This is a genomic window from Mesorhizobium sp. BR1-1-4 (assembly GCF_020165375.1).
GTDB classification, from domain to species: domain Bacteria; phylum Pseudomonadota; class Alphaproteobacteria; order Rhizobiales; family Rhizobiaceae; genus Mesorhizobium; species Mesorhizobium australicum.
Map to the genome: position 1 here is coordinate 78,663 of NZ_JAIUIB010000013.1, position 17,693 is coordinate 96,355.

The 17,693-nt window shown below is 63.8% G+C and carries 13 protein-coding genes; 10 read left to right on the top strand and 3 right to left on the bottom strand.

Annotation, left to right across the window (positions count from 1 at the left end):
• The first annotated feature begins 96 nt into the window (after nucleotides 1-96).
• On the top strand, nucleotides 97-1,221 hold the full coding sequence (locus tag LB571_RS25260; protein WP_140616143.1) for a DUF2336 domain-containing protein: 1,125 nt from the start codon (nucleotides 97-99) through the stop codon (nucleotides 1,219-1,221).
• On the opposite strand, the gene LB571_RS25265 is transcribed toward LB571_RS25260, so the two are convergent.
• Together LB571_RS25265 and parE are read right to left on the bottom strand one after the other, a co-directional pair.
• Nucleotides 1,218-3,287 (bottom strand): FUSC family protein, encoded by a 2,070-nt coding sequence (locus LB571_RS25265; RefSeq protein ID WP_140661158.1) that lies wholly within the window; start codon nucleotides 3,285-3,287, stop codon nucleotides 1,218-1,220. The genes LB571_RS25260 and LB571_RS25265 overlap by 4 nt on opposite strands.
• Nucleotides 3,288-3,331: 44 nt before the next feature.
• Nucleotides 3,332-5,389, bottom strand: a complete 2,058-nt coding sequence (gene parE / locus LB571_RS25270; RefSeq protein WP_015317591.1) for a DNA topoisomerase IV subunit B — start codon at nucleotides 5,387-5,389, stop codon at nucleotides 3,332-3,334.
• A 237-nt stretch (nucleotides 5,390-5,626) separates the two neighbouring features.
• On the opposite strand from parE, the gene cpaB reads away from it, so the two are divergent.
• From cpaB to LB571_RS25315, 9 genes are all read left to right on the top strand, one after another.
• Nucleotides 5,627-6,553: a Flp pilus assembly protein CpaB gene (gene cpaB / locus LB571_RS25275; protein ID WP_245262879.1), complete on the top strand. Its 927-nt coding sequence runs from the start codon at nucleotides 5,627-5,629 to the stop codon at nucleotides 6,551-6,553.
• Nucleotides 6,554-6,583: 30 nt separating this feature from the next.
• Nucleotides 6,584-8,029: a type II and III secretion system protein family protein gene (locus LB571_RS25280; protein WP_140873673.1), complete on the top strand. Its 1,446-nt coding sequence runs from the start codon at nucleotides 6,584-6,586 to the stop codon at nucleotides 8,027-8,029.
• Between the two features lie 3 nt (nucleotides 8,030-8,032).
• Nucleotides 8,033-8,302: a hypothetical protein gene (locus LB571_RS25285; RefSeq protein ID WP_140661160.1), complete on the top strand. Its 270-nt coding sequence runs from the start codon at nucleotides 8,033-8,035 to the stop codon at nucleotides 8,300-8,302.
• Between the two features lie 33 nt (nucleotides 8,303-8,335).
• Entirely contained in the window at nucleotides 8,336-9,544 is a 1,209-nt protein-coding gene (locus LB571_RS25290) for a CpaE family protein (protein ID WP_140616153.1), read from the top strand.
• Nucleotides 9,541-10,959 (top strand): CpaF family protein, encoded by a 1,419-nt coding sequence (locus LB571_RS25295; protein ID WP_224598896.1) that lies wholly within the window; start codon nucleotides 9,541-9,543, stop codon nucleotides 10,957-10,959. Before LB571_RS25290 ends, LB571_RS25295 begins: the two co-directional genes overlap by 4 nt.
• A gap of 5 nt (nucleotides 10,960-10,964) precedes the next feature.
• Nucleotides 10,965-11,930: a type II secretion system F family protein gene (locus tag LB571_RS25300; protein WP_224598898.1), complete on the top strand. Its 966-nt coding sequence runs from the start codon at nucleotides 10,965-10,967 to the stop codon at nucleotides 11,928-11,930.
• 1 nt (nucleotide 11,931) lies between these two features.
• Entirely contained in the window at nucleotides 11,932-12,894 is a 963-nt protein-coding gene (locus LB571_RS25305; RefSeq protein ID WP_015317598.1) for a type II secretion system F family protein, read from the top strand.
• Between the two features lie 151 nt (nucleotides 12,895-13,045).
• The gene (locus LB571_RS25310; RefSeq protein WP_140821871.1) at nucleotides 13,046-13,519 is read left to right on the top strand and encodes a tetratricopeptide repeat protein; all 474 of its coding nucleotides are present in this window, start codon (nucleotides 13,046-13,048) and stop codon (nucleotides 13,517-13,519) included.
• Between the two features lie 173 nt (nucleotides 13,520-13,692).
• Nucleotides 13,693-14,868 (top strand): GGDEF domain-containing protein, encoded by a 1,176-nt coding sequence (locus LB571_RS25315; RefSeq protein ID WP_140723611.1) that lies wholly within the window; start codon nucleotides 13,693-13,695, stop codon nucleotides 14,866-14,868.
• Here the strand turns inward: LB571_RS25315 and gcvP are convergent, their stop codons facing one another.
• The gene (gene gcvP, locus LB571_RS25320) at nucleotides 14,869-17,679 is read right to left on the bottom strand and encodes an aminomethyl-transferring glycine dehydrogenase (protein WP_224598901.1); all 2,811 of its coding nucleotides are present in this window, start codon (nucleotides 17,677-17,679) and stop codon (nucleotides 14,869-14,871) included.
• Nucleotides 17,680-17,693 lie beyond the last annotated feature (14 nt).

Genomic DNA, 17,693 nt, shown 5'->3' on the forward strand with positions numbered 1-17,693 from the left:
CCAGTTAATGAACATGGTGAACCGTTCGTAAACCATTTCTGCCTACCCTCCTCACGGGGCCGGAAACCTTCTGGCATGGGGCGTAAGCAGACGGGCATGGTAGTTGTTTCGCATTTCCTGAAATGGATCTACACGGCCAGGGTTTCGGAGCGCGCCGCCGCCGCTCATGCGCTGGCCCGAGCCTATGTCAATTGCGAATTGCCGTTCGAGGATCGCTGCGCCGCCGAGGCCGCGCTGACGCTGCTGCTCGACGACGCCTCGTCGAAAGTGCGGCTGGCGATGGCGGAAGCGTTCTCGATGAGCCATCACGCGCCGTTGCAGATCATCAGTGCGCTTGCCGCCGATCAGCCGGAGGTCGCCGGTGTCGTGCTGGCGCGCTCGCCGCTGCTCACCGACGCCGATTTGATCAATCGTGTGGCGGCGAGCCAGAAGGCAACGCAGAAGCTGATCGCCGACCGGCCTTCCGTCTCGATGGCGCTTTCGGCGGCCATCGCCGAGGTCGGCGAGGCGGAGGCCTGCGCCGTGCTTTTGGCCAATAGCGGCGCCGACATCGCGTCACTCAGCTTCAGGCGCATGGCGCAACGTCACGGGCATCTGCCTCTGGTGCGCGAGGCGTTGATATCGGATATCAGGCTGCCTGCCGATTGCCGGCATATGCTGCTCGTCAAGCTCGGCGAGACATTGAAGACATCGCCGCTGGTCATGGCATTGATGGGAGCCGCGCGTGCCGACAGGGTCATGCGCGATGCTTGCGTCAAGGCCTCGGTGACGCTGATCGAGGGCACGCGCCAAGAAGAGCACGCGGCGCTGATCGAGCATCTCAGGCTGCGCGGCGATCTGACCGCGAGCTTCCTGATCCGCACCATCGCGCACGGCAAGGTCGATTTCTTCGGCTCGGCGCTGGTGGCGCTCAGCCAACAGTCCGAACCACGGGTGAGGGCGCTGCTGGCCGGCGGGCACGACGTGGCCCTGCAGGCGCTGTTCCGCAGCGCCGGCATGGCTGCCGCCACGCATGCCGTCATCCTGCGCGCCCTGAAGATCTGGCGCGAGGTCGCCAACGGCAAGCGCGTTGCTGGCGTGCAGGAAGTCAGTTGGCTGATGCTCAAGGAATTAGGCGGGCAATCCGCCGAAGGCGATCTTGCCGCATTGATCAAATCGATCCACCTAGACGCCCTGCGTGAGAACGCACGCGGCCATGCACTGGCGATCGCCGCTGCCTAGGTTTTCTCCCTCGCGAAGAAATCCGGGAAATCTTCCATCGCCGCGGCGATGATGCGCAGGGACGCCGCGATCTGCAGCATGTCGCCGGTGGCGTTTCGCTGGGCGATGCCTGCCGCATACTGCCGGGCGACGGCAATGGTCGCTGTTTGCGGATCCCCAGGGGCTCGGAAAAGCAGCTCGCGCGCCAGTCCCCTCAGGAAGGTGGCGATTGAAAGCGTCGTTTCCGATGGGAGGGCATGGTTTTGGCTGGCCGTGCGCAGCCGCAGGATTTCCAGGCCGACCGTGACGGAAGCGACGCCGCCGCCCAGCACCGCCTCGCCCTTCCTGCCGGAATTCTGCACCAGCGGCATCAACTGATTGACCCGGTCGTAAGCGAGGCTCTCGAAGGCTGAGCGCCTCGGCACGCGCTCATGCAGGCAAAGCCGCGCCAGATCCTCCCGCATGGCCCGCACGATGCGGTCGGCCGCGAGCCATGGATCGGCCGGCAATACGACGATGAAGACGCCGATGGCCAAGAGGATGCCGACCAGGATCGATGCCGAGCCGGCGAAGAAGGGGCCGGGATCATAGGTCATCGCCTGATGTGGGCTGAGGAAGGCCAGGAAGTTGATGGCGAAGGCCGTCGCCACGCCGACATAGCGCGGATTGGCCATGGCGAGTGCCGCCGGCACCATGATCGGCACGACGAACAGCATGAACCAGCCGAAGCCGGGCAGAGCAGGGAGCGCAACCTGCCCGACGAGAAAGGCAAAAGGCAAAGCGAGCAGCGTTCCCTTGAAGAATCCCCAGGATACTTGCACGGGGTCGGGGCGAGCGGCAAACAGGCTCGACACGACGGCAACGAGGATGACGGTGCCGGCCGCCTCCGACCACTTCGTCGTCAGCCAGAAAGCCGCCACCAGCAGCGTGGCAACGGCCGCGCGGATGGCGTTGCGCGCAGCACCGGGATAGTCGCGATGCACCACCAGGGCCGGCTGCTGGCTGCCGGGACCTGGACGGCGCGTGACCGGCGCGCGCAAGGCATCGAGGCCACGCAGCACCTGTTTCAGCGCCTCGGCGAAATCGGCCGCTATGGTAAGGCGGGTAATGGTGCCGACCCTGTCCTCACCCGGCTCGATCGAGGCGTCGGGCATTTGCCTGGCCCTGATCGAGATCGCGTCGAGCCGCGCCACCCAGGATGAGGTATCGTCCAGCGCTCCCGGCTTGGCTGCCAGTTCGCTGACAAGGGCCTGCAGTTCCGAGCGTACCGGGATGAGGGCGGCGTTTTTGGGAGCGGCATGCGAATAGAGCGCGCGCGCCGCCGAAAGTGCCGAAAGCAGTTGTCCGATGGTGCGCCGCACCGGATGCGCGCGCGGCGCGAAGCTCGGCGCTTCGAGCCTGGCATAGGCGCGCATCTCGCCAAGCGTCTGGGTATCGGCGACAAGCTTCCGGTGCAGGCCGATCAGCGTTGCCCGGTCGCCGCCTGAAAACGCACCGCCGGCATAGGTGGCGAGGTCGAGAATGCAGCGTTTCAGCCGCGAGACGATGGCGTCGCTGGCCAGTTTTGGCAGGATCAGTCGGCTGGTCAGGCCGGCGCAGACGATGCCGAGCACGATCTCGGCACAACGCGCGACCGCGAGGTCTACGACCAGATGCGGTTGTCCGAAAGCGGGCAGGCCGATGATCATTGCGGTGTAGCCTGCAAGAGCCGCGCCGTAGGCTTCGGGATTGCGCAGCAGCGACGAGACGAAGGTGCAAATGCCAATCCAGACAGCAAGCACCGTCACCAGAATCCAGGGGCCGGTGCCGAATGCCGTGGTGATGCCAATTGCCGCGACACCGCCGGCCAGCGTGCCGAGCAGGCGGTAGAAGCCTTTCGCCAGCACCATGCCGGCAACCGGCTGGGCGACGATGAACACCGTCATCATCGCCCATTGCGGATGGTCGAGCTTCAGCGCGTAAGCGGCCAGCAATGCGATCATGCCGGCCGAAACGGTGCGCAGCGCGAAAATCCAGTCCGAGCGTGTCGGTTGCGTCAGCCCGGCCAGGCTCGACTCGAAATAGGTTTTCAGCCGCGCCCAGGTCACATGCTGGTCTCCATGTCAGGAACGCAAGCTAAACGCGCCAGCGGCTAGATATCCAGCACTTCCGTCTCGGCGAATTCGGCGCGTTCCTGGATGAAGCGGAAGCGGGCTTCGGGTTTGGTGCCCATCAGCTCGTCGACCCTGTCCTTGGTGGCGGAATCGACTTCGTTCACATCGACCCTGAGCAAGGTGCGCTTCCTTGGATCCATGGTGGTTTCCTTGAGCTGCGCGGCCATCATTTCGCCCAGGCCCTTGAAGCGGCCAAGCTCGACCTTGCCGCGCCCGGTGAATTCGGTGCGCAGAAGCTCGTCCTTGTGGGCGTCGTCGCGGGCATAGGCGACCTTGCCGCCTTGCCTGATCGAGTAAAGCGGCGGCACCGCCAGATAGAGATGGCCGCCGCGCACCAGCGCCGGCATCTCCTGGTAGAAGAAGGTGATCAGCAGCGAAGCGATGTGTGCGCCGTCGACGTCGGCGTCGGTCATGATGATGACGCGGTCGTAGCGCAAATCCTCGTCACGGTATTTTGACCGCGTGCCGCAGCCGAGCGCCTGGATCAGGTCCGATATCTGCTGGTTGGCGGCCAGCTTGTCATTGCCGGCGCTGGCGACGTTGAGGATTTTTCCGCGCAGCGGCAAGACGGCCTGGCTGGCACGATCGCGTGCCTGCTTGGCCGAGCCGCCGGCGGAATCGCCTTCGACGATGAAGAGTTCGGCACCCGCCGCCGCGTTCTGCGTGCAGTCGGCGAGCTTGCCCGGCAAGCGCAGCTTGCGCACTGCGCTCTTGCGCGAGACTTCCTTTTCCTGGCGGCGGCGCACCCGTTCGTCGGCGCGCGCGATCACCCAGTCGAGCAGCTTCGAGGCTTCCTGCGGATTGTCGGCCAGCCAATGGTCGAATGGGTCGCGGATCGCGGTCTCGACGATGCGTATCGCTTCGATCGTCGCCAGCCTGTCCTTGGTCTGGCCGACGAATTCCGGCTCGCGAATGAACACCGACAGCATGCCGGCGGCCGAAATCATGACGTCTTCCGAGGTGACGATCGAGGCGCGCTTGTTGCCGACGAGGTCGGCATAGGCGCGCAGACCGCGCGTCAGCACGTTTCGGAAGCCGGCTTCGTGGGTGCCGCCTTCACCGGTCGGGATGGTGTTGCAGTAGGAATTGATGAAGCCGTCGCCACCGAACCAGGTGACCGCCCATTCGAGCGAGCCATGGCCGCCTTGCTTGTCGCTCTTGCCGGCGAAGATTTCGCGCGTCACCTGGAAATCGTCGCCGAGCGACGCCTTCAGATAATCCTTGAGGCCGCCTGGGAAATGGAATTCCGCCTTGGCCGGTGTCTGATCCTTTTCCTTGATGAGGGAGGGATCGCAGGTCCAGCGGATCTCGACGCCGCCAAACAGGTACGCCTTCGAACGCGTCATGCGGTAGAGACGCGCCGGCTCGAAGGCCGCGCCCTTGCCGAAAATCTGCTCGTCGGGATGGAAGCGGATTTTTGTGCCGCGCCGGTTGTGGACTTCGCCGAGCTGCTCCAGTCCGGTCACCGGGACGCCGCGCGAAAAGCGCTGGCGATAGAGCTGGCGCCCACGTGCCACCTCGACCTCAAGATGATCCGACAGGGCGTTGACGACGGAGACGCCAACGCCGTGCAGGCCGCCTGATGTCTCGTAGACCTTGGAGTCGAACTTGCCGCCCGAATGCAGCGTCGTCATGATGACTTCGAGCGCCGGCTTCTTGAATTTTGGGTGCATGTCGACCGGAATGCCGCGGCCATTGTCGGTGACCGTGAGATGGCCGTCGGCGGAGAGTTCGACATCGATGAAGGTGGCGTGGCCGGCAACCGCTTCGTCCATCGAATTGTCGATGACCTCGGCGAACAGATGGTGCATCGCCTTGTCGTCGGTGCCGCCAATATACATGCCTGGCCGGCGGCGCACCGGCTCAAGGCCCTCAAGCACCTCGATGTCGGCGGCGCTGTAGCCCTCGCTGCCATCCTTGGTTGCGGCTGGACGCCTGGCGGCCGCCTGTACCAGCGGATCCGCCGGGCGCGCCGGCGTGCGAACCGGCTGCGGCTGTTTTTCCAGATTGCCGAAAAGATCGTTGTTGTCGTCCATGCCTGCCATAGAGTCCAAGCTGCGAATCACCCGTCGATACTGCCACGCTTTTCAGCGCCAAGCGACGGAGGTTCCTGTTACGTTCGGGGATTTAACTGCTCTTACCCTAAAACCATTCGATAACCAAGCGGGCGGAAATAGGTCAAATGCCGCCGCGCAATATTCCTGATTCTTTAACAATGCCGCCTAGCGTGAGCCCAACATAACAAGAAACGGCGGGCATCAGGGGTTTTCGGCGTGAGGGGCAAGGCCATAACGATGATCGGCATCGCCGCCGTTTTCGGCGCGATCTCGATCTTTGCCGCGGATTTCTGGGTCAAGAGCCAAGCGAAGGCCGATGCCCAGGAGAAAACGGCCTCGATCGCCGCTCCGGCCGCGCCCAGGATCGAGTTCAAGACCATCGTGGTGGCGAACGCGCCGTTGCGCTACGGCATGGAGCTCGACCGCGCCAAGCTCAGCGAAATCCCGTGGCCGCAGGATTCCCTTCCGCAGGGCGCCTTTGCCACCATCGATGGATTGCTCGGCGAAGGCGGCCGGGTCGCGCTGTCGCCGATCGAGATCAACGAGCCGGTGCTGCTCGCCAAGCTGTCGGGACCGAACGGCCGCGCGACGCTGTCCAACATGCTGACGCCCGGAATGCGGGCGGTCACCATCCGCACCGACGAGATCGCCGGCGTCGGTGGCTTCGTGACGCCGGGCGACCGGGTCGATGTCGTGCTGACGCGCGATGCCGGCGAAATCCAGGAAGTCGCCAAGAACGCGCAAGGGGCTGCCGGTTCGACCATCACCTCGGAGATCGTCGTTGCCGACGCCAAGGTGCTCAGCGTCGGGCAGGGCGCCGACGAGCGCCAGACGACGCCGCAGGTGGCCAATTCCGTGACCCTCGAGGTGACGAGCGACGGCGCACAGAAAGTGGCGCTTGCCCGCACCGTCGGAACGCTGTCGCTGTCGCTTCGCTCCGCCAGCGAAGGCGGCGATGGCAAGAACGGCGTCACCACCATCTCTTCCTTCGGCGGATCCGTCGCTTCCAAGACGCAGGCCGTGGCCGGCTCCTTGTTCGATGCCATAGCGAAGGAGCCGGAGAAGCCGAAATTCAAGACGATCATCGTGACGCGCGGCACGCAGGCCGAGGAATATCAGGTTCCAACGCGGGACCAGAAGTAAAGACCGGTGGGGACCGGGCGGGACGGGACAATGTTGATGCGTACCCTATATCGAATGACGGCTCGGTCGCGCTTGGTGCGCGCCCTGGCGATGGCGTTTACCCTGGCTGCGAGCGGCGTGCTTGCCTTGCCCGGAGCGGCGAAGGCGGACAACGACATCGTTTATGTCTCGTCGACCAAGAATGCGTCGATCAAGGTTGCCAAGGGCAAGCCCAAGACGATCATGACGAGCGCGGCCTTCTACCAGATCGTCATCGGTGATCCGGAGATCGCCAACGTCAACCCGCTGACCGACAAATCCTTCTATGTGCTGGGCAACAATCTCGGCACCACCGGCATTGCGCTGTTCGACCAGAACAAGCAGCTCGTCGGCACCGTGGACATCGAGGTGACGCTCGACACCGACCAATTGGCGAACACTATCCGTGCCAGTGTGCCGGACGCCAAGATCAAGGTCGGCTCGGCCAACGGCCGTGTCGTGCTGTCGGGTGAGGCGGATGACGCGGTTGCAGCGGATAAGGCAAGCAAGATCGCCAGCCGCTTTTCCGGCAATGAGGAAGTGATCAACTCGGTCAATATCTCTTCGTCGCAGCAGGTTCAGCTCAATGTCCGGTTCGTCGAGATCAACCGCCAGGCAGGGCAGGACCTGGGCGCGAAATACAGCGCCAATTTCGCCTACGGCTTCGGCGGTCGCGACATTTCACTGGATCCGGGCACGGTCCCAGCGGCGGGGACCGGCGAGATCATCGGCCGACTGCTGTCGAACGGCGTCTCGATCGACATTGCCATTAAGGCGCTGGAAGAGCGCGGCCTTGCCCGTCGGCTGGCTGAGCCGAACCTGATCGCGCGTTCAGGGGAGACAGCGAGCTTCCTGGCCGGCGGCGAATTTCCGATCCCGGTTTCGGAGGACAACGGCAAGATTTCGGTCAGCTACAAGAAATATGGCGTTAGCCTGGATTTCAAGCCGACCGTACTCAAGGACGGGTTGGTCAGCCTCGACATCGCGCCGGAAGTCTCCTCGATCGATGCGTCGGCGTCCTACAATATCGGCAACATTTCCGTGCCCGGCTTCATCGTGCGCCGCGCCAAGACCTCGGTCGACCTGAAGAACGGCCAGAGCTTCATGATCGCCGGGCTTTTGCAGTCCCAGAACGACATTACCACGTCTCGCATTCCCGGCCTTGGCAAGATGCCGGTGCTTGGAGCGCTGTTTTCGTCGAAATCCTATCAGCGGCGCGAGACCGACCTGGTCATCATCGTCACGCCCTATCTGGTCAAGCCGGTCGATCCGTCGAAGAAAATGGCTGAGCCGACCGATGGCACGGAGCCAGCCAGCAATGTCGACTATTTCCTCAACAACACCGAGGAGGTGAAGGCGCCGGATACGGGCCGCGCGCTGGCGCTGGCCGACGGCAGTGCCGCACGGGCCGCTCCTGCCACCAAAGTCGGTCATTTCCTCGACCTGCCGAAGGACTGAGCCATGCGTCTGATCCTGAGATCGTGCATCGGCCTGCTTCTTGCCGGCCTGGCAAGCGGCTGCACCAGCGACGACTACGTGCGCAGCGAGGGGGTGACGTCCGGCGCCGGCGAGGCGCAGGCCGCCAACACCGTCATGCAGATGGTCGACCCGTGGAAGTACGGCGTCCAGAACACGAAACTTCTCGTGCCTGCCAAGCGCGGCAGTGCCGGACCCGTCACGCCCGATCAGGCGGCCGGTGCCAAGGCAGCGCAAACGACCACCGACAACTGATCCAGACGGCGATCGACCTCACAGGCGGCGAGAATGGCAAACAGCACCAAGAAAATCCTGCTCGTATCGACAGACCGGACCTTCGCGCAGGACACGAAGACGGCCTTCGCCGCCTCCGAGATCATCCAGCTCATGACGGTGGAGAAGAACGTCACCGAGCTGCGCGGCGAGGTCCAGGAGGCTGAGTTCGGCGTTGTCATCGTCGACATGGATGCAGCGAAACTCGAGGAGATCGAGTCCCTGCAGCGCGTCATGCGCCGGCTCGAGGGCAAGGCACCGGTGGTCGTGGTCACCCAGGAGTTCAACGCCGCGGCCGTGCGCATCCTGGTGCAGCTCAAGGTCGCCGATTTCCTGGTCAAGCCGATCACCACGGCAGACCTCGTGCGTTCGGTCGTGCGGGCTCTGCAGGGACCCGGGCGCGAGGAAAACACCGAGTCGCAGATCTATACCTTCATGCCCGCCGCCGGCGGCGTCGGCACCACTACACTGGCACTGCAGACCGCGTTCCAGCTGCATCATTCGGTGACGCGCGGCGCCTCGACCTGCGTGGTCGACCTCAATTTCCAGCAAGGTGCCTGCGCCGAATATCTCGATCTCGAGCCGCGTTTCGACATCACCGAAATCGAGAACCAGCCTGAGCGCCTCGACCGGCAACTGCTCGATGTGATGCTGTCCAAGCACGCCAGCGGACTGTGTGTGCTGGCGGCGCCGACGCATCCGTCCGAAATGCGCTCATTCAAGACCGATGTCGTGGTGCGCATGCTGGACCTCGTTTCGGCCTATTTCGACAATGTCGTCATCGACATGCCGCGCACCTGGTTTCCGTGGACGGAAACTGTGCTGCTCGGTTCCAACAAGCTTTACATCGTTGCCGAAATGACGGTGCCGTGCCTGCGCCATACGCAGCGGCTGATCCAGGCCGTCTACGAGACCGCCGGCAAGGAAGTGAAGCCGAACGTGATCGTCAACCGTTTCGAGCAGAAGATGTTCGACAACGGCATCAAGCAGGCGGACGTCCAGGAAATCCTTGGCGAGCATTTTGTCGGCGGCATCGCCAACAACTACCGGCTGGTGCGCGAGGCGGTCGACCGCGGCGTGCCGCTGCACGAGATCGATCCCAACGCCAATGTCGTCAACGACCTGAAGAAGATCATCCTTCCGGAAGAGGCGGTGGCAACCGCGGGCAAGTCGAAGTCGCTGTTCGGCTTCGGCAGGGGCCTCTTGAAAAGGAAAGCTGGATGACCAGCCGTTTTTCCACCCTGCAGAACCGTGACGCGCGTCCGCGCCCTGCTGAATCGACGCCGGTCGCGCATCATGCAGTCGTCATCCCGACCAGCCGAAAGGCTTTGCCGGCGAAGGCGGAGGCGGCGCCGGCAAAGAATGCCAACAAGGTGCTCGATGCCCGCGTGCGCATCCACCGGATGCTGCTCGAGGAGATCAATCTCGTCGCGCTGGAGCGTTTGCCCAAGGAAGAGATGCGCCGGCAAGTGCACGATTTCGTATCGGAAAAGACCCGCCAGGAGCGAATGGCGATCAACACCGCCGAACTCGACGCGCTGGTTGACGACATCGTCGACGAGATGGTCGGCCTCGGCCCGCTCGAGCCGCTGCTCAAGGATCCCGATATCAACGATATCCTGATCAACGGCCATGAGAACTGCTTCGTCGAAAAGAAGGGCAAGCTGCAGCAGGTCCATATCCCGTTCAAGGACGAGGCGCATCTGCTCAGAATCGTCAACAAGATCGTGGCCGCCGTCGGTCGCCGCGTCGATGAATCGCAACCGATGGTCGACGCTCGGATGCTGGACGGCTCGCGATTCAACGCAGCCATCCGCCCGGTGGCCGTCGACGGCCCGCTGGTGTCGATCCGCAAGTTCTCCAAGAACAAGCTTGGCCTGCACAGGCTGGTCGAATTCGGCGCCATCACGCAGAACATGGCCGAAGTGCTGGCCGCGGCCGTCCACGCCCGCAAGACGACGATCATTTCGGGCGGCACCGGCACAGGCAAGACGACGATGCTCAACGCGCTGTCGGCGTTCATTCCGGAAGACGAGCGGCTGATCACCATCGAGGACGCGGCGGAACTTCAATTGCAGCAGCCGCATGTCGCACGCATGGAGACGCGTCCCGCGAACATCGAAGGCCATGGCGAGCTCAAACAGCGCGACCTAGTCAAGAACGCGCTGCGCATGCGTCCCGACCGCGTCATCCTCGGCGAGTGCCGCGGCGAGGAAGCCTTCGACATGCTGCAGGCCATGAACACCGGCCACGAAGGCTCGATGGCGACCATCCACGCCAATACGCCGCGCGACTGCATTTCGCGCCTCGAGCAGATGCTGGGCATGACCGGCATGCCGATGACGGTGCAGTCGATCCGCAGCCAGATCGCCAGCGCCATCGACATCATCGTCCAGCTGACCCGACTTTCCGACGGCAAGCGCAAGGTGACGAGCGTCGCCGAGGTGACCGGCATGGAAGGCGATGTCATCCAGATGCAGGAGATCTTCCGCTTCGTGCGCACCGGCATGGAGGCCGATGGCAAGATCCTTGGCTACTACGAGGCGACCGGCATTCGGCCGCGTTTCCTGGAAGATCTGCGCGCCATGGGCATCGACTTTCCCGGACGTTATTTCGAACCCGGCCGGCCGCAGGAGTAGCCGGCGTGTTCGACGGGTTCAGCGCGATATATGTCGTCTATGCCGGAGCCGCACTGACCGGCATCATGGTGGCCGAGGCGATCTACCTGCTCTATGCCGGACGCAGCGACAAGCGCACCGCCATCAACCGGCGCATGAAACTGCAGGAAAACAAGATCAGCCAGGAACAGGTGCTGATCCAGCTGCGCAAGGAGCGCGGTCTCGACGCGGGAACGTCGCTGTTTTCGCCCGACCGGTTCCGTGCCCTGCGCACGCAGTCGGGCATGGTGATGCCGCTTTCGAAATTCCTGACGATCACCTGCGGTGTGGCGACGGCCATTGCCCTGGCCGCGATCTGGCGCGGGCTGCCGCTGCTGATGGGGCTCATCCTGTTCGTCGTGCTGGTGCCGTTGCTGCCGGTCATGGCGATGCGCTCCATGCGCAAGCGCCGGCTGAAGCGTTTCGGCATGCAACTGCCGGAAGCGCTGGAACTGATCACGCGCGGTCTTAAGGCCGGTCATCCGGTGCCGGTGGCCATCGCCATGGTGTCGCGCGAGATGCCCGATCCGATCGGCACGGAATTCGGCGTCATTGCCGACGAAGTCACTTATGGTTCCGACCTGGTCACGGCGCTGAATGCACTGTTCGACCGGGTCGGCCACGAGGATCTGCCGCTGTTCATCACCGCCGTGTCGATCCAGACCAGTTCGGGCGGCAATCTGCGCGAAATCCTCGATGGGTTGTCGACGACGATCCGCGAACGCGGCAAGCTGCGACGCAAGGTGCGGGCCATTTCGACGGAAGGCCGCCTCTCGGCCTACATTTTGACGGCCGTACCGGCGCTGCTGTTCACCGCCATCATGGCCATGATGCCGGGATATTACAGCGACGTCTGGGGCGTGCCGAAGACATGGTACATGATCGGCGGCTCGGTCAGCTGGCTGATGCTGGGCAATCTGATCATGTTCAAAATGTCGAATTTCAAGTTCTGACATGCAAAGCGTCATTGAATTCCTCGCTTCCCTCGCGCCGACCTCGCTGATGCCGGTGGCCGTCCTCCTGCTTGCCGCGGGAGCGGCCGCTGTCGCCTGGCCGATGGTGGTGGCGAAGGGCGACCGCAACGACGTCAAGCGCCGGCTCAAGGTCGACCAGGGTCCGGTGGCCGCCAGACCCGAACCGGTGCAGAAGAAGAATAGCGGCGTCGTGCGCGAGCAAGCGGTAAAGAGGGCGCAGGAATTCTATGCCAAGAGCGACCCGGAAAATGTCGCTCGCCTGCGCCTGAAGCTCATCCAGGCGGGCTACATGGAGCCGCGCGCCGTCGGCATGTTCTTCCTCATCCGGTTCACGGCAATGATCGGCACGACGTTCGCGGTCTTCGTGCTCAACCGGTGGATGGCCAGTCCCGACGCGACCATGACCAGCCGGTGGACCTTCATCATCCTGTCGGGGGCCGCCGGCTATTTTTTGCCGGGTCTCGTGCTGACCCAGAAGGTGCGCGAGAAGATGCGCGAATACCGCAACGGCTTCCCCGATTTCATGGACCTGATGATCGTCTGTTCGGACGCCGGCATGAGCATGGAAGCCGGCGTCGAGCGCGTTTCGAAAGAACTCGCCAAGAGCTATCCGTCGCTCAGCCAGAACCTGCAGCTCGTGTGCTTGGAACTTCGGGCGGGACGCAGCCTTGACGACGCGCTGAAGGCGCTCGCCGATCGCCTCAGCCTGGACGAGGTACGCTCCTTCGCCACGCTCCTGCAGCAGTCGAAGGAACTCGGCACCAGCCTGTCGGGCGCGCTCAGGGTGTTTTCAGACGAAATGCGCCACAAGCGCATGTCGCTGGCCGAGGAGAAGGCCCATGCCTTGCCGGCCAAGATGTCCGTGCCGGTCGTGGTCTGCATCTTGCCGGTGGTGCTGATGATCGCGGTCATTCCCATCATCGTCAAAATGACGGCCCATTAGCTCTACTTTGGAGTGAGATGGCACGCCCGGTGGTTAATGATTGCTATTCCGGAAACTGAAAGTTAGCTGCATTTCGGCACCGAAGCTTAATCGCTCTTCTGTAGTCTCTTTCCCGAAGAACGACCCGGCAAATCGGGCGACGGGGCAGGGCATGCGTCAGATAAAATTTGCGGCGATGGCCATGATGGCAGCCGTCCTAATGATCAGCGGGTGTACGACGAACAATAACGTCGACACGACCAAGACCACTGCGATCAAGCCTGCAGGGAAGGATGTCGCCACATCCGACCTGGCGGAAGGCAAGGCACAGTTTCGCGATGCCAATTATGGTCTTGCCGAAGCGCATTTCCGCAAGGCCGTCGAGCTGAAGGCCGACAATGCCGAGGCCTGGATGGGGCTTGCGGCTTCCTATGACGAACTTGGCCGCTTCGACTTCGCCGACCGCGCCTACGGCCAGCTCCTGAAGGTTGCCGGCCGCAAGCCGCAGATCGTCAACAATATGGGTTATTCGCAGTTGTTGCGCGGCAACAAGAAGAAGGCCCGGGCGCTGCTGCTCGAGGCGAAGGCCGGCATGAACGATCCCACCGTTGTCGACGCCAACCTCGCCTTGCTGAACAAGGGCTGATGCCGGTTGATGGTCGCCCCGTCAAGGGGTGCGATTTTGGTACAGGTGGCATCGACGCTTTGTAAACCCTATCCGCAGCTTGGGTCGAGAGATCGCCCGAAAACCATGTCCGAGGGCTGCCGCTGACCTAGAATGCGGCGCAACCGCCGACGCTCGAGAGGCCTCCGCCTGATATGCTGGATTTCAGTTCGCTCCTGCTCGCAGCCGCGCTGTCGGGTACCTGTCTAGCCGCTACCATGGTTGCGATCTGGCTCACGGCGCCGCGGGCGGGCTTCGTGCTGACAGTGGCGTGCGGCATTATCGTGCTCGTCGCGCATGTGATCCTGTTCTGGCGCTATACCAGGGAGCCCGATCCGCTGCTTTGCCAGATCGCGCTGGCGCTACTCAGCCTGGGTTTTCTCATCATCTGCATTTCGGCCATGCAGTATCTCGGCGTGCGCGAGCACAGGCGTGCAATCGCGCCGACATTTGCCGCCATGGCTGTCTGCGCGGCCGTGACTTTCATGGGCCTTGACGGGGTCGGCTTCGTGATCACCTACGCGACGGTTACCGCGCTGCTCTCGACGATCGGGGCCATGTTCTGGATCAATGGCAGTCACGATCGCCGTATTCTCCTGGTGGTATCGGTCCTGAGCGGCACCTGTGCGCTGTCGTTTGCCCTTTGCGGCGTGGTTCTGATGGCCAAAGGCCAGTGGACGCTCGGCGTCGCGCCCGACAATTGGGCCGAACGCCTTAACTCGGTCGTGGCGGTGGCCTGTATGACCGGCCTTGGCGCGCTGACGCTTTCGCTCCACCATCTGCAGGCGCAGATCGAGCTCAAGGCCGAGACCATGACCGATCCGTTGACCGGACTGATGAACCGTCGGGGTCTGGCGTCGCTTTATGGCGAGCGCACCTTCGGCCCGTTCATGGCGATCGTCATGTTCGATCTCGATCATTTCAAGCGGACGAACGACATCTATGGACACCCGGTCGGGGACCAGGTCCTGTGCCGCTTCGCCGCCGTCATCAGGAGATATGCCAGAACCGGAGTCGACGCCTTTCGCCTGGGTGGCGAGGAGTTCGCAATCGTCATGTCGCGCGTGACGGAAGAGCGGGCCTATGACCTCGCCAGCAAGATCGGCGTCGCTTTCGGCACGGAAGTCGTGCCCACCGCGCTCGGGCCCTTGCGCAGCACGGTCAGCGGCGGGATTGGCTTCGGCGAGGCCGACGGCAGCACCCTCGATGAGGTGCTGGCCAGGGCCGACGCCATGCTCTATGCCGCCAAGCGTGCGGGGCGAAATTGCGTCATCGGCCGCAAAAGGACGGGCAAGGCCGACGCGGCCGAGCCGGCCTTGCGTTCCGCGTAGCTATTCGGCCGCGCCCAGGTAATCCGACAGCGGCGGGCAGGAGCAGACCAGATTACGGTCGCCGGCGACATTGTCGATGCGCGACACCGGCGGCCAGTACTTCGTCGCCGTGTCGGCATCGCCGGCGGGATAGGCCGCCTCCAGACGCGAATACGGATGGGTCCATTGACCGGCCAGCGCCTCGGCCGATGTGTGCGGTGCGTTGACCAGCGGATTGTCGGCAAAGGGCCATTCGCCTTTGGCCACTTTCGCCGCTTCGCCGGCAATGGCGATCATGGCCTCGCAGAAGCGATCCAACTCGCGCTTGGGTTCGGACTCGGTCGGCTCCACCATCAGCGTGCCGGCGACCGGAAACGACATCGTCGGCGCGTGGAAACCATAATCGATCAGGCGTTTGGCGATGTCCTCGACACTGATGCCGGCGCTCTCCTTGAGCACGCGGGTGTCGAGGATGCATTCGTGGGCGACGCGATCGCTCCTGCCCTTGTAAAGCAGCGGGAAATGCGGGGCGAGCCGCGTCGCCACATAGTTGGCCGAAACGATCGCTGTCTCGGTCGCCTGCTTCAGGCCGGAAGCGCCCATCATGCGGATGTACATCCAGGTGATCGGCAGGATGGAAGCGCTGCCGAAGGGAGCGGCGGCCACGGCATGAGCCGAGCCTTCGCTGACATGGCCGGGCAGATAGGGCTTCAGATGCGCCCTGACACCGATCGGACCGACACCCGGGCCACCGCCGCCATGCGGGATGCAGAAGGTCTTGTGCAGGTTCATGTGACAGACGTCGGCGCCGATGTCGCCTGGCCGAGCAAGGCCGACCAGCGCGTTGAGGTTGGCGCCATCGAAATAGACCTGGCCGCCATGCTCATGGATGAGGGCGCAGAGGTGGCGCGCGCCTTCCTCGTAGACGCCGTGGGTAGAGGGATAGGTGAACATCAGCGCCGCGAGATTCTTGGAATGCTCGTTGGCCTTGGCGCGCATATCATCCATGTCGATGTTGCCGTCTTCCAGGCAGCGCACGACGACGACGCTCATGCCGGCCATCGCGGCACTCGCCGGATTGGTGCCATGCGCGGAAGACGGGATCAGGCAGACGGTACGATGGCCCTCGCCGCGCGAACGGTGATAGGCGCGAATGGCGAGCAGCCCGGCATATTCGCCCTGGCTGCCGGCATTGGGCTGCAAGGTCAGGGCGTCGAAACCGGTGATCTCCGACAGCCAGCCTTCCAGTTCGCCGATCATGGCGCGGTAGCCGGCCGAATGGCTTGCCGGCGCGAAGGGATGCAAATTGGCGATGCTTGGCCAACTCACCGGCATCATTTCCGCCGCGGCGTTGAGCTTCATGGTGCAGGAGCCCAGCGGGATCATGGCGCGGTCGAGCGCCAGGTCCTTGTCGGCCAACCGGCGCAGAAAGCGCATCATCTCGGTTTCCGACTTGTTCTCGTGGAAGACCGGCTGGGTCAAAAACTCCTTGCCACGCGGCTTGCCGGGCACCGTGCTGTCGGCGGAAGCGGCAGCCTTGGCATCGAACAAGGCCGCGATCGCGTCGAGATCGGCGTCGGTCGAGGTCTCGTCAAAACTGATGCCGACATGGTCGGCATCGAGCACACGCAGCAGCCGGCCGGTCTTTTCGGCGGCGACCGCGATCTGGGCGGCCTTGCCGTTGGTCTCCACCGTCACCGTGTCGAAGCGGCTGGAGCCGAGCACCGATACGCCCGCCGCCTCTAGGCCGCTTGCCAGGCGGTTGGCCAGCGCGTGTATGCGCCCGGCGATCGCCTGCAGGCCCACCGGGCCGTGCCAGATGGCGTAGGCGGTGGCCATATTGGCAAGCAGGGCCTGTGCGGTGCAGATGTTGGAAGTCGCCTTGTCGCGGCGGATATGCTGCTCGCGCGTCTGCAAGGCGAGGCGGTAGCCGGGGCGGCCCTTGCTGTCGGTCGACTGACCGACCAGGCGACCGGGCATCAGCCGCGTCAGCTTGTCGGAGACCGCGCAATAGGCCGCATGCGGGCCGCCAAAGCCCATCGGCACGCCAAAGCGCTGCATCGGGCCGACCGCGATGTCGGCGCCGAGTTTCGCCGGCGCGTCGGTCAGCGTCAGACCAAGCGGGTCGGCGATGAAGACGACAATGGCGCCAGTGGCGCGCGCTTTTTCGATCGCCGCCTTGTGGTCGCCATAGACGCCAAAGGTGTCCGGCCAGGAGACGAGCAGGGCGGCGGTGTTGTCGTCGATCGTCTCGCCGTCGATCTCGATGCCGAGCGGCTCGGCGCGGGTGCGAACGACGTCCAGCGTCTGCGGGTGCGGCGTGCCCGCAAGCGCCACCTTGGTGCGCTTGTCGCGGTGGTGGCGCAGCGCAATGCCAACCGCTTCGGCGACGGCCGTCGCTTCATCGAGCAGTGAAGCCGATGCCACCGGTAGGCCGGTCAGTTCGGTGACCAGCGTCTGGAAGTTGAACAGCATTTCGAGCCGGCCCTGGCTGATCTCGGCCTGATAGGGCGTGTAGGCGGTGTACCAGGCCGGATTCTCGAACAGATTGCGCTGGATGACCGGCGGCACGTGGACGCCGTGGTAACCGGCGCCGATAAAGCTTTTCAGCACCGTATTCCTTGCCATGGTCACCGACAATTCGGCGAGAGCTTCGGCTTCGCTGGCCGGCGCGGGGAGGTCCAGCGGCTGGTCGAGGCGGATCGATCTCGGCACGGCCTGGCTGATCAGTGTCTCGACCGAGGGAACACCGATGACGGCGAGCATGGCTCTGACGTCGGCAAGGCCGGGTCCAATGTGGCGGGCCGAGAAGGGGTAGGGAGCAGCGGTCATGTCGATAAGTTCCC